General features: G+C 57.4%; 12 protein-coding genes and 1 pseudogene. 8 read left to right on the top strand and 5 right to left on the bottom strand.

Going from position 1 to position 16,707, the window contains the following annotated elements:
• Positions 1-112: 112 nt before the first annotated feature.
• From ACE2AA_RS04370 to ACE2AA_RS04350, 5 genes are all read right to left on the bottom strand, one after another.
• Positions 113-487, bottom strand: a complete 375-nt coding sequence (locus ACE2AA_RS04370; protein ID WP_395371385.1) for a cytosine permease — start codon at positions 485-487, stop codon at positions 113-115.
• Positions 488-1,592: 1,105 nt separating this feature from the next.
• The gene (locus tag ACE2AA_RS04365; RefSeq protein ID WP_395371383.1) at positions 1,593-2,036 is read right to left on the bottom strand and encodes a hypothetical protein; all 444 of its coding nucleotides are present in this window, start codon (positions 2,034-2,036) and stop codon (positions 1,593-1,595) included.
• A gap of 85 nt (positions 2,037-2,121) precedes the next feature.
• A complete protein-coding gene (locus ACE2AA_RS04360) occupies positions 2,122-2,364 on the bottom strand; it encodes a hypothetical protein (protein WP_395371381.1) in 243 nt (80 codons plus the stop codon).
• Positions 2,365-3,018: 654 nt separating this feature from the next.
• Positions 3,019-3,963 (bottom strand): hypothetical protein, encoded by a 945-nt coding sequence (locus tag ACE2AA_RS04355; protein WP_395371379.1) that lies wholly within the window; start codon positions 3,961-3,963, stop codon positions 3,019-3,021.
• Between the two features lie 921 nt (positions 3,964-4,884).
• A complete protein-coding gene (locus ACE2AA_RS04350; protein WP_395371377.1) occupies positions 4,885-6,330 on the bottom strand; it encodes a sugar porter family MFS transporter in 1,446 nt (481 codons plus the stop codon).
• An 891-nt stretch (positions 6,331-7,221) separates the two neighbouring features.
• Here ACE2AA_RS04350 and ACE2AA_RS04345 point away from each other — a divergent pair.
• The 8 genes and pseudogenes from ACE2AA_RS04345 to ACE2AA_RS04310 form a co-directional block, all read left to right on the top strand.
• A pseudogene (locus ACE2AA_RS04345) lies at positions 7,222-7,486 on the top strand (transposase); the annotation flags it as partial.
• Positions 7,487-7,741: 255 nt separating this feature from the next.
• On the top strand, positions 7,742-9,241 hold the full coding sequence (locus ACE2AA_RS04340) for a carbohydrate porin (protein WP_395371375.1): 1,500 nt from the start codon (positions 7,742-7,744) through the stop codon (positions 9,239-9,241).
• 157 nt (positions 9,242-9,398) lie between these two features.
• A complete protein-coding gene (glpK, locus tag ACE2AA_RS04335; RefSeq protein ID WP_395371374.1) occupies positions 9,399-10,898 on the top strand; it encodes a glycerol kinase GlpK in 1,500 nt (499 codons plus the stop codon).
• A gap of 35 nt (positions 10,899-10,933) precedes the next feature.
• On the top strand, positions 10,934-11,773 hold the full coding sequence (locus ACE2AA_RS04330) for an MIP/aquaporin family protein (protein ID WP_141259959.1): 840 nt from the start codon (positions 10,934-10,936) through the stop codon (positions 11,771-11,773).
• 103 nt (positions 11,774-11,876) lie between these two features.
• Positions 11,877-13,505, top strand: coding sequence for an FGGY-family carbohydrate kinase (locus tag ACE2AA_RS04325; protein ID WP_395371371.1), 1,629 nt, complete (start codon positions 11,877-11,879; stop codon positions 13,503-13,505).
• Between the two features lie 143 nt (positions 13,506-13,648).
• The gene (locus tag ACE2AA_RS04320; protein ID WP_227002354.1) at positions 13,649-14,935 is read left to right on the top strand and encodes a sugar ABC transporter substrate-binding protein; all 1,287 of its coding nucleotides are present in this window, start codon (positions 13,649-13,651) and stop codon (positions 14,933-14,935) included.
• 10 nt (positions 14,936-14,945) lie between these two features.
• Positions 14,946-15,866 (top strand): carbohydrate ABC transporter permease, encoded by a 921-nt coding sequence (locus tag ACE2AA_RS04315; protein WP_227000621.1) that lies wholly within the window; start codon positions 14,946-14,948, stop codon positions 15,864-15,866.
• A 1-nt stretch (position 15,867) separates the two neighbouring features.
• Entirely contained in the window at positions 15,868-16,695 is an 828-nt protein-coding gene (locus ACE2AA_RS04310; RefSeq protein ID WP_141299213.1) for a carbohydrate ABC transporter permease, read from the top strand.
• Positions 16,696-16,707 lie beyond the last annotated feature (12 nt).

Raw genomic sequence — 16,707 nt, 5'->3', positions numbered from 1 at the left:
AGCGGGGAATAAACTGCAGTGATTTCCTTGCCCAAAAGCTTTGCGCCGGATCGACATGCACCATGGAAAAACCGGCAGCCCTCCGTCGAGGACGGATTGCCGATTTCCATGTTCATGTTTCACTATTCGTTGGTATGGAAATCGGACGCGGTGCAGACTGGCCCATAAGCATGCCATACAGTATTGCGGCACGGCCCCCGCCGATAAACAGGAACAGATGATGGATGGCATCGAATGCGGGGAGGAAGACGATCATGCCGCCCACCGCAACCGATATGACCATCGCCACCGGGTTGATCCCCGTGTGGTGCCGGTAAGGCAACGTGGTGTGTCCAGAATAAAGCGCGTTTACATCCATCATACCGCGACGCATGAAATAGTAATCTGTCAGTAAAATAGCGATCAGCGGCCCGATGGACGTGGCCAGCACGTCCAGTGTCAGAATGAGCGACCTTTCCTGTTCCCTGAACCCCTGCAAGAACTGCAAAATGGATGGATGTCAGGAGATCATCGGGCATGGCGGTCTGGAACAGGGAAGTATGGCGCTGGTCGGTCCGGCGCAGCAGGTAGCCGGTCTGCTCATGCAGTTCATCGGTGACATAGGGCGTGTTGTCTGTCCCATCCATGGTGCATTGCAGCCTTTTGTGGTTCCGCCTGTTTCTGGCGTGCAACCGGCAGGTCACTGGCCGGGGCGCCGTCAGCCATTGTGTTCCGTCGGGGGCTGGCAGCATGGATTGGCCGGTCCGGCATGGTGGCAATCAGGATCGCCCTGTCGGCGACACATCTGGCAAAGACCGCAGATATCCCAGCGAACCTGGTCAGATTGGTCACCATGAAACCCGCAAGATTGTTGAAAGCATGTTTCCCCTGAAAGGTTAGGGGAAACATCACATGCCGGGTGGAAGTGCAAGCCTTATGGAGCCGTAAGCGGACTGACGATGTGCGTCTCAGGCTTCTTTCCTGGCTTGGTTTCCCGATGCGTGCCGGGGGTATTCCCCGTTGCACGTATCCATGAAAAGAGAAATGAATAATGCCTCGGTAAATGGAATATGAGCGATAAAATCGTTGATGCGAGATCATCAGGAGACCAGCAGGCATTTTTGCGCGCTGTTGCCCGACATGGTGATCGGCGATCGCTTGGTGAAACGGACTTCTGTCAGCCCGATCCACCGACCGAGCATCTGACTGACCCGTTTGATGATTCCCTCGGAAGAAGGTGCATATTCCACCCCGCAATCAGGCACCACATAGGCTGCTGCCCTCTCAACCCGTCGGGGATTGCAACGACGGCACTGGCATGAATGGCTGGATGGGTGGCGATGATCTTTTCAACCTGCACGCCCGAAATCCGTTGGCCTGCGACCTTGACGACATCATCGGAACGCCCAGGCATATGAAGGGCGCGGCTGGCCTTGATCATGCCTTCGTTAAATATGCGGTATCTGCTCCCACTGACTGCTGCCCAGACCATACCGTCGCATTCACATCTCTCCCTGAAAACAGAGAGAAAACACCACAGATCATATGGAAGTACAAGCCTCATCGGGCCGTGTGTTAACTGACGACACGCCCTAATCAAAGAAAGGGCTGTCTCAGGGGCCAATGCGGATACCGGATACGTCTACGGTATCGGACGCCTGCCAGGCCGCGGGCAATGCCTGCGGCCTGGCAGTCTGGTGGGACGGCCCTTGTACACGCGTGGGAAAATCTGGCGGCATGCAGTCTTTCGGCAGGCCAGGTCTGCTGGTCTGCTCTCCCACGAAGGGACTGCCATCATCCATCGCTGGCTCCATACCTGTTGGTACGGGGCCGGGCATGCCGCCTGCCCCTGTCATGCCGCTGCCTCCCATGGGGAAACCACCCGTCATGCCGCGTCCGCTACCGACGCCAAAGCCGGTGGTTATGCTGCCATGAAGGCTGCTGTTACGCGAAGATGGGGCACGCCAGCATTTATCCGTATGGTCAGGGGGCTGCTGGCAGCCTGCCATCGTCGCCAGCAGGACAATCAGGAAGAACGTGATGGTACGGTCGGGCATGGACAGCAGCGGTATCTCACCTGTTGGGGGGAAACCTTAACCTGCTGTCCTGTTGTGTGCCCGTCACGAAATGTAAACCTGCGGCTTACCAGTCTTCAACCGTTCCGCTGTCTTCCTCATCCGGTTCAAAGGGATCAAGTGGATCATCGGTGTCCGGGTCAATTGTTTCGTCATCATTATCCCAGTCCGGTACATCCGGTTCGGGGTCATCCAGTGGATCGTCATCCGGGTCGGGCCCAGGGTCCCCAATGGGCGTGGGTGGCACCGTGGGCGGCGGGTCGAACGGCACGGGAATATCCGGATTATCCTTTACCTGCATCCTGAGCATGATGTTCCTCCGCTGGTAGGTCTGCGTGCAACGGAAACAGGAGGTGACAGGTTGCATCCATGCCCCTGCCTGCCTGCATGTTTCTCTGCCGGGTCTGTTCAGACACGCAGATATCGGAAACGTCAGGATGGGCTGCAAGGGGATATGCCGACCGGATGATATCCTTCATGACTGGTGGGAACAGAAGTCGGCAGTTAGCGCAACGGGACAGCCATTGTGCAATGTGCCGTCACGTTGATGCTTCCCCTGCCCTATTGCAGGAGACTGTCTGAAAAGTAACCCAGGGCTACATCCTGCAAATTATACTGAGCGGCCATATCAGCGCCATGGCATATGACATGGATCTGCCCGGCCCCTACGACTGCACGTACTACCTCGATTTTTCTGCCGCGCCTGATGCAGGCCGCATAATACGGCTGGAGCATGTGGCGATCGGGCCGGATTTTTCACCGCCATCCGTGTCACGCTGCGCAGAGCCTGCCAGGACAGCCATGCAGGATGCATGCAGCGGACCCCTATGCACCCCGACGCTGGTACCGCCTGCCTGCCCTGATATGCGGGGCCGGATACCATGCCCGGCGCTGCGGGCTCGGCAAGGCGGTACGACCATCCACTCCCACCACCAGGCTGATGGTGGTACGGGGATTGTATGGGTTAGTGTTGCGCGGTCGTGGCGGACGTATTGGCTGCAACGGGCGTGCCTGCCGTGGGTGTTGCAGCGGGTGTGGCAGCCGGCGTGCTGGCGGGTATGACTGTTGCGGGCGGAGCCGCGTTGGTACCGGTTGCACCGCCGGTGGCCGACGTGGCGCCATCATCCAGTTGCACGATCTCATCGGGCTTGGCGAACAGGAAGCGGGCGTCCGGCTCATGGTGCAGCGAGTTGTCGAGTGTGCCGTCGCCCTGTTCGGTTTCAAAGCCGGTCATCTGGCCTTTGGCCACATGTCTGAAGATACTGTTCATGTTCTGGGCCACGAATTGCGAACGCGTGCCCTGCACGCCCGATGCGATGGCTGTGACGATCAGCCCACCGATCCCGTGCATGCTGGGGTTTGCCTGCACCGCGTTGACCTGGATGGAGCCGAGAACCACGTTATTGCGCGTTACGACCGCCTCGACCTGGGTCGCGGGGGATTTGTTCCAGCTCTGGTAGCCAATGGTGTCGCCCTTCTGCACGCGGGTAACACAGCCGGTCAGCACATAGGCATCGGGCACCGGGGTCAGGCTGACCGAGGGGAACACGCCATGCTTGCTGTTGATCTTCTCATACAGGGCCTTGGGCAGATGGTCGGCCACTTCCTGCGCGCGGGGGTTGCCGGCCTCGGCGGTAAATGTGCCGATCTGCAGCGGGGCTGCATGCGGTTTGAAATCGGACGAGAATTCATAAACCCATGAAGGCTCGGGGTATGCCTTGATGTCCTGCTTTTTAGGAATGGTGAGGTCTGGCTTCTGTTTGGCCGCCATGACCGCAAAATCATGATATGTCGCGGCCGACAGCGTGCCGCCGGGCTCGATTGCAAAGGGAACCGGGCGTTGTGGGTTACTGCAGGCTGCAAGGACACAGAGCGGCACGATCGGCATGATAGTTTTAAACAGTTTCATGAATGTATGATTTCCATTAAAAATTACGAAGTGTTGCTATGATATAATGACCCAAATTGCCATAATTTTTTCACATTTCATGAAAGAAAAATATCATTCTGTTCCATTTAAAATATGTATGTTCTGTGCATTTATTGAATATTATATTTTCTTGGAGTATATAATATCTGTTGTTTTTTCTGAAATCCGGTTTCTTACTTCAAAGTATGCGGCATGAGTGCCTGTACCGCGCATGAAACGCCGGGTTCTGTTGACAACGTATCCGATCCCAAGCCTTGCCGCAGTGAAATTGAGGATGCTCATGAAGAACGGGCGGTTCTGTCGTAACGGGTTGCAATGCGCTGCTTCCATATCCCCGATCAGCCAGCATGGTGCCGGGGGCTGGAACCGACAGCTTTGTCGCTTTGTAATCCGGGATCTGTCCGCTGGTCAGGACAAAGTCGGGAGGACAGTTCCTGACTGTCGCATCGGACGTGGTCCCTGCCCGTAAAGCCGCAGCGTGATCGACCGGAAGATTCCGAACGAGCCCCCCTTCTGCGCCAGTGGGGCCGTGAGTGTAACTGGACGATATACGCTGCCAGTCAGCGCTCGGTTCCAGATCCACAAGGGGTTGCGGCAGGGCATCCCGGACACCCGTTCAGCCCACCGATGAAAGCGGATCTGCACGAAGTCCCATTTGCCATAGTGTTCATGCATATCAGCCGGAAGCAACCCGTCTGCAGGACATGCGGCATACCATTGAGCAACCGCGGATTATCTCTGGCAGTCCACGCCCGGCGGGAAGAAGCGGGCCAATTACAGCCCGCTCATTATCCGGCAGATCGCCGCGTGCCATGTCTGCTCCACCGTTCTGCCTCTACACGGCGCCAGTGGATCGGACCTCAGGCCAGCCTGACCGCCCTTTTGCCAACGTAACCCAGGTTACAGGCTACGCGCCAGACCATGCTGGTTGTTACCGGTGCGGCCAGTGGAGCTGTTTTCGGGGGAGAAGTGATCTTCCAGGTACTGTTCCAGTTTCTCCAGAGACATACCTTTCGTTTCTGGCAGGAACCTTGCCACGAAAATCAGAGAAATCAGGTTGATCGCAGCAAAGGCGAAGAAGGTCGATGCACCGATCCAGTGCAGGACGGCCGGGAACAGGAATGAAACTGTAGCATTGAAAACCCACTGTGCCGCAACGGAAAGCCCGGTCAGGACACCCCGCGCGCGCATTGGAAACAGTTCCGACATCAGCAGCCAGTAAAGTGGTGATACCATCATCTGGATGAAAAGCAGGGCCAGAAGAATGAAGCCCAGCGCCATCATGCTCTGCAATGGGGAGCCACCCATGACCAGCAATGTCCCCCCCAGGCCCATATGCGCGCACACAACACCGGCAAGGCCACCCATAAGCGTGAAACGGCGCGGAAACCGACCGATCATCCATATACCGAGAAAGGTCGCGCCCACGGCGACGACGCCCGCGCCGATTGTTGCGGTCAGGGCGGCTTCGGTGCCCAGGCCGGTCTGGCGCAGGATGATTGGCGTAAAATACATGAAGGCATTCACGCCGGTAAACTGGGCAGCAAACCCCAGCCCGATCCCGACCAGCAGCAGGCGCCGGATCCAGACTTCGCCCAGGGCTTCCCGCCATCCCAACTGGTCGGAATCCTCATTCACCTGTGCCTTGATCTCAACCATTTCCTTGTGGACCTGCCTGTCGGTCGACCGGATGAGTTCCAGTACCGTTCTGGCTTCGTCGGTCCGGCCACGACTGGCGAGCCAGCGTGGGGAGCGCGGCACGAAGATCAGGCCAAGCCCCAGCAGGAAGGCCGGAACCGCCGCGATCAGGAGCATGGTGCGCCAGATATCATTGGCGCCGGAATACCGCGCCAGCAGGGCACTAAGGATATAGGCGATCAGTTGCCCCGTGACGATCATCATTTCATTCTGGCTTACCAGCCGTCCGCGCCGGCTTGGGGGCGCCATTTCCGAAATGAACATAGGAACAAGGGCGGATGCGCCGCCGACGGCAAAGCCAAGTATGGCGCGCATCACGACCATGACCGGGACCGTCGGGGCCTGCGATGTGCCGATCGCACCGATCATGAAAATGACGGACAGTCCCATAAGGCTGTCACGTCGCCCTACCCGGTCCGCGATGATACCGCACAGCAACGATCCGACTGCGGCACCCAGTACCAGCGCGGACGTAACCAGGCCCTCGGTCAATGGGGTCAGGCCCAGCCCGCCCTGCGCGGGCGGAAGCTGCATGAACGGCAGCGCCCCGGCAATCACCCCTGTATCATAGCCGAACGCGAGCGCACCCATCGTGACGACCACAACAATTTTGGTAACCAGTTTCTGTGCGTCAGTAAGTTTTTTCATTCATGTATCCACAGCCTTTCAACTGTGTTCCCCCGAACGGACGGGCACTGAAAGCTGTCCATTTCTTTCATGCCAGGAAATCAGAAAACACCTGAAACACCTGTCGGGTTGCAAATTCTCTGTAATGCCGGAAATTCTGCTTATGTTATGTTGTATTATTTTCGTTATTTGATCGACGCTATCGGCTGATATTCACGGACTTCGTGAAACAACATCCGCTGCATTTTTACAGGCAACGAAATATTATTTACCTCTGCCGCCAACATGCATGCGGACATCTGATATCCGACCCCAATTCCATGGGCATGACTGTCTGCAGGCTGTCAGATTATCCCATGTCTGGAAATAGACTGTCGACCTGCCTGTTTAGGCGTGCGGGGATCACGATATTCAGGTCACCGGACAACCGTCGGCGCGTTGCACGGTTGGGTGTGCGCGTTCTGTCTGTCCGGGGACATGACATGGGATTATCCTGCTTACAAATCCCATGGCCCGCCTGCCGCGCGGATTGATCGTACGGGGGGATGTTTTCCGCGTCCCGGTGGTCTGCCATGCCATCGCCAGCTGACTTCCGGGGGGCACGATCCGTTAAGATGACATGTCCCTAAACGAGGTTCTGCGAGGGGACAGCGGTTTGTCACCGATTGCCTTATTGGCGCAGGCGATCCGCTATATCGTCACCACGGGCTGCCAGTGGCGGCAATTGCCGCGTCACTTCCCGGCTTTACGACCGTACAGGGCTATTTCTACCGTTGGATCCGCGAGGGACGATGGGGAGCCATGAACCATATTCTCGTGATCCTGTCGCGTGAGCAGGACGGGCGAGACGCCGCGCCTCCGGTGGGCATTATCGACAGCCAGTCGGTTAAAACCGCTGAAAATGGCGGTCCACGCGGGTATGACGCCAACTGGTTCCGCGATGCTCTGGAGGAGACGGGAATAAAACCCTGCATTCCTGGCCGGAAATCACGCGGGAAACCCGTCAGATACGACAGGAGACAATATAAGCGTCGAGGTCATGTTCGGATGCCTCAAGGACCGGAGGCGTGTCGCAACACGCTACGGCAGATACCCGTCTGTCTTCTTCTCAGCGATCTGCCTCGCAGCAACCATCATGTTCGGGCCATGGTCCTGTGTCTGGCATAAAGTTCAATAAAAAATTACGGATATAGGGTATATTGTTAATGTTTCGAATAAATTAATCGCACATCAGTGTCAGAAAACTATTCTGTATCATTAATGAATTGTTTTATGAATTTAAAAATACATATAAAAATTTCTCAATATAATATAAATAATCACAAAATTGTGTTATTTATAAATTAAATCTTTCCCATTCGTAAATCGATACACATCCTGTTCCGGATAACCGAACCCGTGGCCAAAACCGCCCGGGAAGGGAGAGCAGACAATGTGTGTCATCACGACATGCGCCAAGAACGAGAACAAGTCTGCAATAACATGGAACAACTTTCCTGCCCTTATCAGGCTGCTGGCCGTTATGGTGGGAATGCTGTTCGCCTGTTGCATGCTCACTTCCGAAGTATTGGCCCAGACAGAAACCGCCAAGACCGCCTTTACTACCCATTACGAACCTGCCGCCTTTCCCATGACCGAAAGTGGACAGGTGGCAATCGGTCCCATCGTGCCCATGCTGACGGCCAGCCCCCACCTGTTTGGTGACTGGGGTGGCATACAGCCATGGCTGACAAATCGGGGTATTTTCCTTAATGTTACTATCAATGAAGAATATATGGGCAATATTACTGGGGGCAAACAGCGCGCCAACGTGCTGGCTGGTCAGGTCGCCGGTGCGCTGGACATAGACTGGCAACGTCTTGCAGGGATTCCGTCCTTCTGGACGCATATGCTGGTCGTCAACGGACATGGCAACAGCCTGTCCAACGCCATAGGGGATTCGGTCACCAATCCTGAAGAAATATACGGTGCGCGCGGCAATGTGGTAGCCCATCTGGTGGACATGTATGCTGACAAGGGTTTCCTGCGCGACCGCATCATCCTGTCGGTCGGTGTCATACCAACAGGCAGTTTTTTCAATCAGGATTATCTTGTCTGTGCGTTCATGAACGTATCGGTGTGCGGCAATCCCGCCCCATCCAAATACGTACCGGGTGGCCGGGACTGGCCTTCGGGCAATCTTGGGGCAGTCCTGCGGGTGCGGCCCACGCTGCGGACCTATATTATGGGTGGCATCTTTGCCGTCAGCCCCCACGCCTATAATGGCGGCATCTCGGGCTGGGCGCTGGGGCAGGACGGGCTGGGAAAGCTCTCATCCCAGGTCGAGATCGGCTGGAGCCCTTCCTTTGGCAGGCATCATCTGCTGGGGCATTACAAGATCGGATACTGGTATGACAATTCCCGTTATCCCAACCTGTATGCCGACATAAACGGCAATTCGTTTCAGGCGACGGGCCTGCCGCGTCGGTATGAATCCGGCATGAACGCGGCGTGGGTCATGTTCAACCAGATGATTCATCGCAGCGGAGACGGCCTGGCGAACGGCCTGATCGTGATCGGGGGTGTTGATTACACACAGGGTAGCCAGGTCGCCATGCGGGATCATGAATGGATCGGCCTGCTGCAGAGCGGCACCCCCTGGGGCCGCCCGCTGGATCAGATAGGCGTCATGTTCCAGCATATGGAAATGAGCCACACCGTGGCCCTGCAGCAGGAATCCTCACTTGCGCTCGGCCTGCCTTACCTGCCCAACCAGTGGGGCGCCGTTTACGGCATACAGAGCCATGAAAACGTTTGGGAAGCTTTCTACAGCATCCATATTGCCCGTGCGACGGCCTTCCAGCCGGATTTCCAGTACCTGCAGCGCCCCGGAGCCACGACAACCTTCCATGATGCGGCGGTGATCGGGTTCCAGTTCACTACCAATCTCTGAACGTTTCACTGCAGCAGACATCCTGAATGCCAGCAGGAGAAAAAGAGGGACATGGTTTTCACGCCGGTTATGTAGAACAAACAATCCTGTGGACACCATAATATTTCCTGCATTGTAGAAATTTATTGTGAAAAATAAAAACAAAAAGGAATGCAGCATGACGGAATACGTTGGCGCGATAGACCAGGGCACAACCAGTTCCCGGTTCATGATATTCGACCGGAAAGGAACAATCGTTTCCGTGGCGCAGAAGGAGCACCGCCAGATCTATCCCCAGCCGGGCTGGGTCGAACATGATCCAGTGGAAATTCTTGAAAATACCAATGAAATGATTGGTGCCGCCATGGCGCGGGCCAATCTGGGTGCGGGCAGTCTGGTATCGGTGGGCATCACCAACCAGCGTGAAACCGCCGTCCTGTGGGACAGGACAACGGGCCAGCCGCTGCATAACGCCATCGTATGGCAGGATACCCGCGTGGACCAGATGGTCAGCGAATATGGCCGCGATGGGGGGCAGGACCGCTTCCGCGCCGTTACCGGCCTGCCACTGGCAAGTTACTTCGCCGGTCTTAAACTGCGCTGGCTGCTGGATAATGTGGAAGGCGCGCGCCAGAAAGCCGAAACCGGGCAGGCGCTGTTCGGCACGGTGGACAGCTGGCTTTCATGGAACCTGACGGGTGGCGCCAGAGGCGGTATCCATATTACCGACGTGACCAATGCTTCACGCACCCAGCTTATGAACCTGAAAACCTGCGCGTGGGATGAGGACATGCTCAGGGCATTTTCCATTCCTCCTGCCTGCCTGCCCCGCATCGTACCGTCATCACAGGTATATGGCACGATCACCATCCCCAGCCTGAAGGGTACGAAACTGGCAGGTATTCTGGGCGACCAGCAGGCGGCCCTGGTCGGGCAGACCTGTTTTTCACCGGGAGAGGCCAAAAATACCTATGGCACCGGCTCGTTCCTGCTGATGAACACCGGTACCGATCCGGTCCAGTCCAAGGCAGGGCTGCTGACAACGGTGGCCTACCAGTTCGGCACGGAAGAACCCCGGTACGCGCTGGAGGGTTCCATCGCCATTACCGACGCGCTGGTGCAGTGGTTGCGCGATAACCTGAAGCTGTTCGATCTGGCAACGCAGATTGAGCCGCTGGCCCGCAGTGTTGCGGATAATGGCGGCATCTATATCGTGCCTGCGTTTTCCGGACTGTACGCACCATACTGGAAAGAAAATGCCCGCGGGGTCATCGTGGGACTGACCCGTTATGTCACACGCGCGCATTTTGCACGCGCCACGCTGGAGGCCACAGCCTATCAGGTGCGAGATGTTGTGGCTGCAATGGAGGAAGACAGCGGCATCATCCTGAGCAGCCTGAAAACGGATGGCGGCATGGTGGCGAACGAACTGCTCATGCAGTTTCAGGCCGATATCCTGAATGTGCCGGTTGTCCGCCCGAAGGTGGTGGAAACAACCGCGCTGGGTGCGGCCTATGCCGCAGGTCTGGCCGTGGGTTACTGGAAAAATATCGATGACCTGCGCGCCAACTGGGAGGTGGACCGCACGTGGCAACCCACCATGCCACCAGAGCAGCGCGAACGCTACCTGGCATGGTGGAAGAAGGCAGTACAGAAATCCTTTGACTGGGCCGAATAATCCGGTTTCAGCTCAATACATAAGGAAACAGGCCAATGAATCGGGCATTCCTGGGCGAGCTTATTTCCGAAGCACTTGCCGTGTTCATCATTATCGCCTTTGGTGATTCGGTGGCGGCGATGTACCTTCTCTACGATCCCAGCCCTTACCTGCATGCCTATTGGGGGGTGTGTATCGTATGGGGGCTGGGCGTCACTGTTGCCATCTACGCCACCGGATCGGTTTCGGGTACGCATGCCAATCCGGCGGTGACCCTGGCGCTTGCTACTTACCGCGCTTTTCCATGGAAAAAGGTGGTGCCTTACTGGATCGCGCAGGTCGTGGGTGGCGTGCTGGGGGCGGCACTGGTTTACGCGCTGTATTATCCTGTCATTGACCATTTCAATGACGTGCACCAGTTGACCCGCATGGCGGGTGGTGCTGCAGGGGTATTCTTTACTGCACCCGCGCCGGGTATAACCATATGGCATGCCTTTAGTGATGAAATCATCCTGACCGCCATACTGGTATTCGGTATTTTTACCATTACCGAACAGTATAACGAAATGGCGCCGGGCGCCAATTTCGGTGCGCTGATCATCGGCTTCCTGGTCGCGGCCATTGGTGCCTCCATGGGATATCTGGAAGCGTGGGCCATAAATCCGGCGCGTGACCTGGGGCCACGGCTGTTCGCCTATATTGCCGGCTGGCATGAAGCCGCCCTTCCCTCAGCAGGTCATTACTGGTGGGTGCCCGTTGTGGGGCCCCTTATTGGCGGCCTGCTGGGGGCAACCGTCTATGAATACCTGATTTATCCCTTCCTGCCCGCACAGCTGCGCGCGCAGCAGGCATTGCAGCGCAAAGTCGAAGAAGACACGGTTATCATGGGGAAATAAGGCATCCCCTCCCCTGTGTATCCTTTCCCCTGATATCATCAGGACAGGATTTCCATAGCCGGACAGGGGCTGACATCTCAATACGAAGGAATGGACCAGGTAGATGGATGTCGTCATTGGCATTGATGTGGGGACAGGCAGCGCACGTGCGGGAATTTTTACACTGGGTGGTTACAGGCTGGGCGCAGGCAGCACGCCAACCCGGACGTGGCAGCCACACGCCGGTTACATGCAGCAGTCCTCCGCTAATATATGGCGTGCGGTGTGCGACAGCGTTGCCATCGCCATGCCCATGGCGCGGGATGCTGCCGGGGAAGCGCTGGATGTACGTGGCATCGGGTTTGATGCGACCTGTTCGCTGGTGGTGGTTGGTCCTGATGGACAGCCACTTTCCATTGATGCTGATGGTGCGCCGGGGCAGGACGTGATCCTGTGGATGGATCACCGTGCCATGGCCGAAGCCGCCGAGATCAATGCAGGCCATCATGACGTGCTGCGTTACGTGGGTGGCGTGATTTCGCCCGAGATGGAAACACCAAAACTGTTATGGCTCAAACGCCATCTGCCCGATGTGTTCGCGCATGCCGCCCTTTTCCTTGATCTGCCGGATTACCTGACCTGGCGCGCGACCGGGGCCAGTTCGCGCTCACGCTGTTCAACCGTATGTAAATGGACTTACCTTGCGCATGAAAACCGCTGGGATGACACTTATTTCCGGGCCATAGGTCTTGGCGTGCTGGCTGATGAAGGGTATCGCCGCATCGGCACGGATATCAAAGCTCTGGGCGAACGTGTCGGGTATGGGCTGGACGCGCGGGCAGCCATGGAACTTGGCCTTCCGGTGGGCACCCCGGTCGCGGTGTCCGCCATTGATGCACATGCGGGCGGCATTGGCGTGATGGGGGGAACGACGGATAACGAGCCATCTGCATTCAACCAGCGTCTGGCATTGATTGGCGGGACGTCGAGCTGTCATATGGCAATTTCTTCCCTGCCCCGCTTCGTATCCGGTGTCTGGGGGCCCTACCGTGATGCCATGCTGCCTGACATGTGGCTGAATGAAGCAGGCCAGTCGGCTACAGGCAGCCTGATCGACTTCATCATTGCCACCCATCCCGCCACACCGGCGTTACGCCAGCAGGCTGAAAACGAAGGCAGGACGATCTACCAGGTCCTTAACGACCTGCTTGCCGAAACCGAAGGCAACAGGCCCGCAGGCATGCTGACGGAAGACCTGCACATCATGCCGGATTTCCATGGCAATCGTTCCCCCCATGCCGATCCGACCCTGCGTGGCATGATCAGCGGGCTTGTTCTAAGCGCCACGGCACATGATCTGGCATTACTGTATCTGGCGACAATACAGGCACTGGCTTATGGCACACGTGATATCATAACAGTGCTGAACAGGCAGGGCTATGCGATCGATACGATCGTTGCAACCGGGGGGGGGACGAAAAACCCCGTTTTCGTGCGCGAACATGCCAACGCCACCGGCTGCCGTATCGTGCTGCCGGAAGAGCCTGATTCCGTGCTGCTGGGCAGCGCGATACTGGGTGCGGTAGCGGCGGGCGCATATCCCTCGATCCGGGCGGCCATGACCAGCATGACGCGCATACGGGCGGAAATACGGCCCTGTGCCGGGAGTGCCGCTTTTCATGCCAGAAAATATGCGGTCTTTACCCAGATGTATGCTGACCAGATCCGTTACAGGCAGATCATGAACAAATAAGACAGGCATCAGGGGAACCGGAAGGTTTCCGTGGCGCTTTACAGAAAAACCCGGGCACCGGACTTTCAGGCCAAATACCGCAAAAAAACCGGAATAAATCAATAAAGGGTATTGTAATGGCAACTTCCAGGATACTGGCCTGCATGACCGCTGTTGGCATGTTGGTGGCCGGTGGCGCGCAGGCGGCCGGTACGCTGACAATCGCCACGGTCAATAATGGTGACATGATCATCATGAAACGGCTGTCAGGCGAATTCGAAAAAGCCCATCCCGATATTCACCTGAACTGGGTCACACTGGAGGAAAATGTCCTGCGCCAGCGTGTGACGACCGATATCGCAACCCATGCGGGGCAGTTCGATATCCTGACCATTGGCAATTACGAAGTACCGATATGGGCAAAACAGGGATGGCTGGCTGAACTCAAACCCGGGCCGGATTATGATATGAATGACATCGTGCCCTCCGTGCGCGCCGGGCTGAGTGTGGACTCCAGGCTGTATGCCCTGCCGTTCTATGCGGAAAGCGTCATGACCTATTACCGGACCGACCTGTTCAGGAAGGCCGGGGTGACAATGCCGCAGCGCCCCACCTATGACCAGATCCGCACCTATGCCGACAGGATTACGGATAAGGACAGTCAGACCTACGGCCTGTGCCTGCGTGGCAAGCCGGGCTGGGGTGAAAACATGGCCTATGTCACCTCGCTGGTGAATACGTTTGGCGGGCAGTGGTTTGGCGAAGGGTGGAAGCCGATGCTTGATAGCCCGGAATGGAAGGCGGCACTGCAGTGGTATGTATCGGCCATGAAAGCCGACGGGCCACCCGGCGCCACGTCAAACGGTTTTAATGAAAACCTGGCCCTGTTCGCCAGCGGTCATTGCGGCATATGGGTGGATTCAACCGTTGCGGGCGGCCTGCTGTTTGATCCCAAACAGTCGCATGTGGCGGACAGGATCGGCTTTGCCGCCGCCCCCACCGGTCCGTACGGCAAGGGACCGACATGGCTGTGGAGCTGGAACCTTGCCATTCCTGCATCATCCCGACATGCAGATGACGCGCGCATCTTCATAGAATGGGCGACGTCCAAAGCCTATGTCCAGCTTGTGGCACAGCATGAAGGCTGGGTGGCGGTGCCGGCGGGAACCCGTGTGTCCACCTATGACAATCCAGATTACCAGAAGGCGGCTCCGTTCGCCACGTTCGTCCATACCGCCATCGACACCGCTGACCCCAATGGTCAGACAAAGCAGCCACGCCCGTATGGTGGCGCGCAGTTTGTCGGCATCGCCCCCTTCCAGGCCATCGGCACCCAGGTTGGCCAGAGCGTTGCGGCAACGCTGTCGGGCCAGATGACGGTCGAACAGGCGCTGGCTGGCGCACAAGCTGCCGTGACACGTACCATGCGCCAGTCCGGTTATCTGCATTAAGGGGGCGAAGATGGACAAAGTGGCAGTACATCCATCCGTAATGGCCCGTCCCGCTGCCAGCGCCGCCCGCAGCCGACGCCTGCAGGGTTTCGTGCTGCAGTCCCCCGCGATCGTACTGCTGCTGGTATGGTCGGTGGTGCCGCTGCTCATGACGCTGTGGTATTCCGTGCGTAACTACAATCTGGTGGACCCGACCCAGCAGGGTTTTGCGGGCATCAATAATTACTGGTACCTGCTGACCGATCCGGATTTCATGACATCGCTGGAAAACACGGCCATTCTGGTTGGCGGCGTGCTGGCCATATCGGTGGGGCTGGGAACGCTGCTGGCGGTCCTGTATAATGAGGAGTTCGCAGGACGCGGCATTGCCCGTATTCTGGTCATCTCCCCGTTCTTCATAATGCCTACGGTTGCCGCCCTGCTGTGGAAGAACCTTATGCTGCACCCGATCTATGGCGTGTATTCTGCCATGATGCGGGCTGTGGGCCTGACACCGGTCGACTGGCTGTCACGCTACCCGCTGGCAACGCTGGTGATGATCGTGGCATGGGAATGGCTGCCCTTTGCGGTCCTGATCCTGCTGACCGCCATCCAGTCGCTTGATACGGAACAGAAGGAAGCCGCGCGCATGGACGGCGCGGGCATGGTGGCGCAGTTCATCAACATCACCCTGCCCCACCTGTCGCGTGCGATTACTGTCGTGATCATGATCGAGACCATTTTCCTGCTGACCGTATTCGCCGAAATCTCGGTCACTACGGCAGGTGGGCCCGGTGTCGCCTCCACCAATCTCGCGTTTCTCATCTATTCACGCGCCCTGTTGCAGTTCGATGTGGGTGGCGCCTCGGCTGGCGGGGTCGTGGCCATTGTCGTCGCGAATGTCGTGGCTGCCTTCCTGCTACGTGCCGTGGCCCGCAATCTGGAGACCTGACATGGCAAGAACCAGCACACACATACGCCATGCCGCAATTACCGTTCTGGCCTGGGGCATTGCATTATGGATGTTTTTCCCGATCCTGTGGATGGTCCTGACGGGCTTCAAGAGTGAGCCTGACGCCATCTCCACACCGCCGCATTTCTTCTTCAGTCCCACGATTTCAAGTTATCAGGACGTATTCGCGCGGGAGAATTACTGGCATTTCGCCACCAACAGCGTCGTGATTTCGGCCATGGCAACCGTTGTGGCCCTGCTTGTCTCCGTTCCCGCCGCCTATGCCATGGCGTTTCTGCCGGGGCCGCGCACGCGCATGACCCTGTTATGGATGCTGTCCACCCGCATGCTGCCTTCGGTCGGGGTGCTGGTACCGATCTATCTGCTGGCCCGCGCCACTGGCCTGCTGGATAGCCGGACAGGGCTGATCGTGATCTACATGCTGACCAACCTGCCCATTACGGTATGGATGCTTTATACTTTTTTCAGGGAAGTGCCTGTCGCCATACTGGAGGCCGGGCGGATGGACGGGGCGACACGCTGGCAGGAAGTAACACAGGTGCTTATGCCGCTGGCGCTGCCGGGCATCGCCTCGACCGGACTGCTTTCCCTGATCCTGTGCTGGAATGAAACCTTCTGGTCACTGAACCTGACTTCCTCCATCGCAGCACCGCTGACCACGTTCATTGCGTCCTTCTCGTCACCTGAAGGACTGTTTTTCGCCAAGCTGTCAGCGGCCTCCACGCTGGCGGTGGCGCCCATCATGGTCTTTGGCTGGGTCAGCCAGAAACAGCTTGTGCGCGGCCTGACATTCGGGGCGGTGAAATAGAACCGGGGCGGG

It is taken from the genome of Komagataeibacter diospyri (assembly GCF_043995075.1).
In the GTDB taxonomy this organism is placed as follows: Bacteria; Pseudomonadota; Alphaproteobacteria; order Acetobacterales; family Acetobacteraceae; genus Komagataeibacter; species Komagataeibacter diospyri.
This window is presented reverse-complemented; position numbering and strand designations above follow the sequence as displayed.

Excerpts from the sequence above, each read along its gene's own strand:
- ACE2AA_RS04365 (WP_395371383.1), bottom strand. The coding sequence starts at position 2,036 with ATGCCCGACCGTACCATCACGTTCTTCCTGATTGTCCTGCTGGCGACG.
- ACE2AA_RS04360 (WP_395371381.1), bottom strand. The coding sequence starts at position 2,364 with ATGCTCAGGATGCAGGTAAAGGATAATCCGGATATTCCCGTGCCGTTC.
- ACE2AA_RS04355 (WP_395371379.1), bottom strand. The coding sequence starts at position 3,963 with ATGAAACTGTTTAAAACTATCATGCCGATCGTGCCGCTCTGTGTCCTT.
- ACE2AA_RS04350 (WP_395371377.1), bottom strand. The coding sequence starts at position 6,330 with ATGAAAAAACTTACTGACGCACAGAAACTGGTTACCAAAATTGTTGTG.
- ACE2AA_RS04340 (WP_395371375.1), top strand. The coding sequence starts at position 7,742 with ATGTGTGTCATCACGACATGCGCCAAGAACGAGAACAAGTCTGCAATA.
- glpK (WP_395371374.1), top strand. The coding sequence starts at position 9,399 with ATGACGGAATACGTTGGCGCGATAGACCAGGGCACAACCAGTTCCCGG.
- ACE2AA_RS04330 (WP_141259959.1), top strand. The coding sequence starts at position 10,934 with ATGAATCGGGCATTCCTGGGCGAGCTTATTTCCGAAGCACTTGCCGTG.
- ACE2AA_RS04325 (WP_395371371.1), top strand. The coding sequence starts at position 11,877 with ATGGATGTCGTCATTGGCATTGATGTGGGGACAGGCAGCGCACGTGCG.
- ACE2AA_RS04320 (WP_227002354.1), top strand. The coding sequence starts at position 13,649 with ATGACCGCTGTTGGCATGTTGGTGGCCGGTGGCGCGCAGGCGGCCGGT.
- ACE2AA_RS04315 (WP_227000621.1), top strand. The coding sequence starts at position 14,946 with ATGGACAAAGTGGCAGTACATCCATCCGTAATGGCCCGTCCCGCTGCC.
- ACE2AA_RS04310 (WP_141299213.1), top strand. The coding sequence starts at position 15,868 with ATGGCAAGAACCAGCACACACATACGCCATGCCGCAATTACCGTTCTG.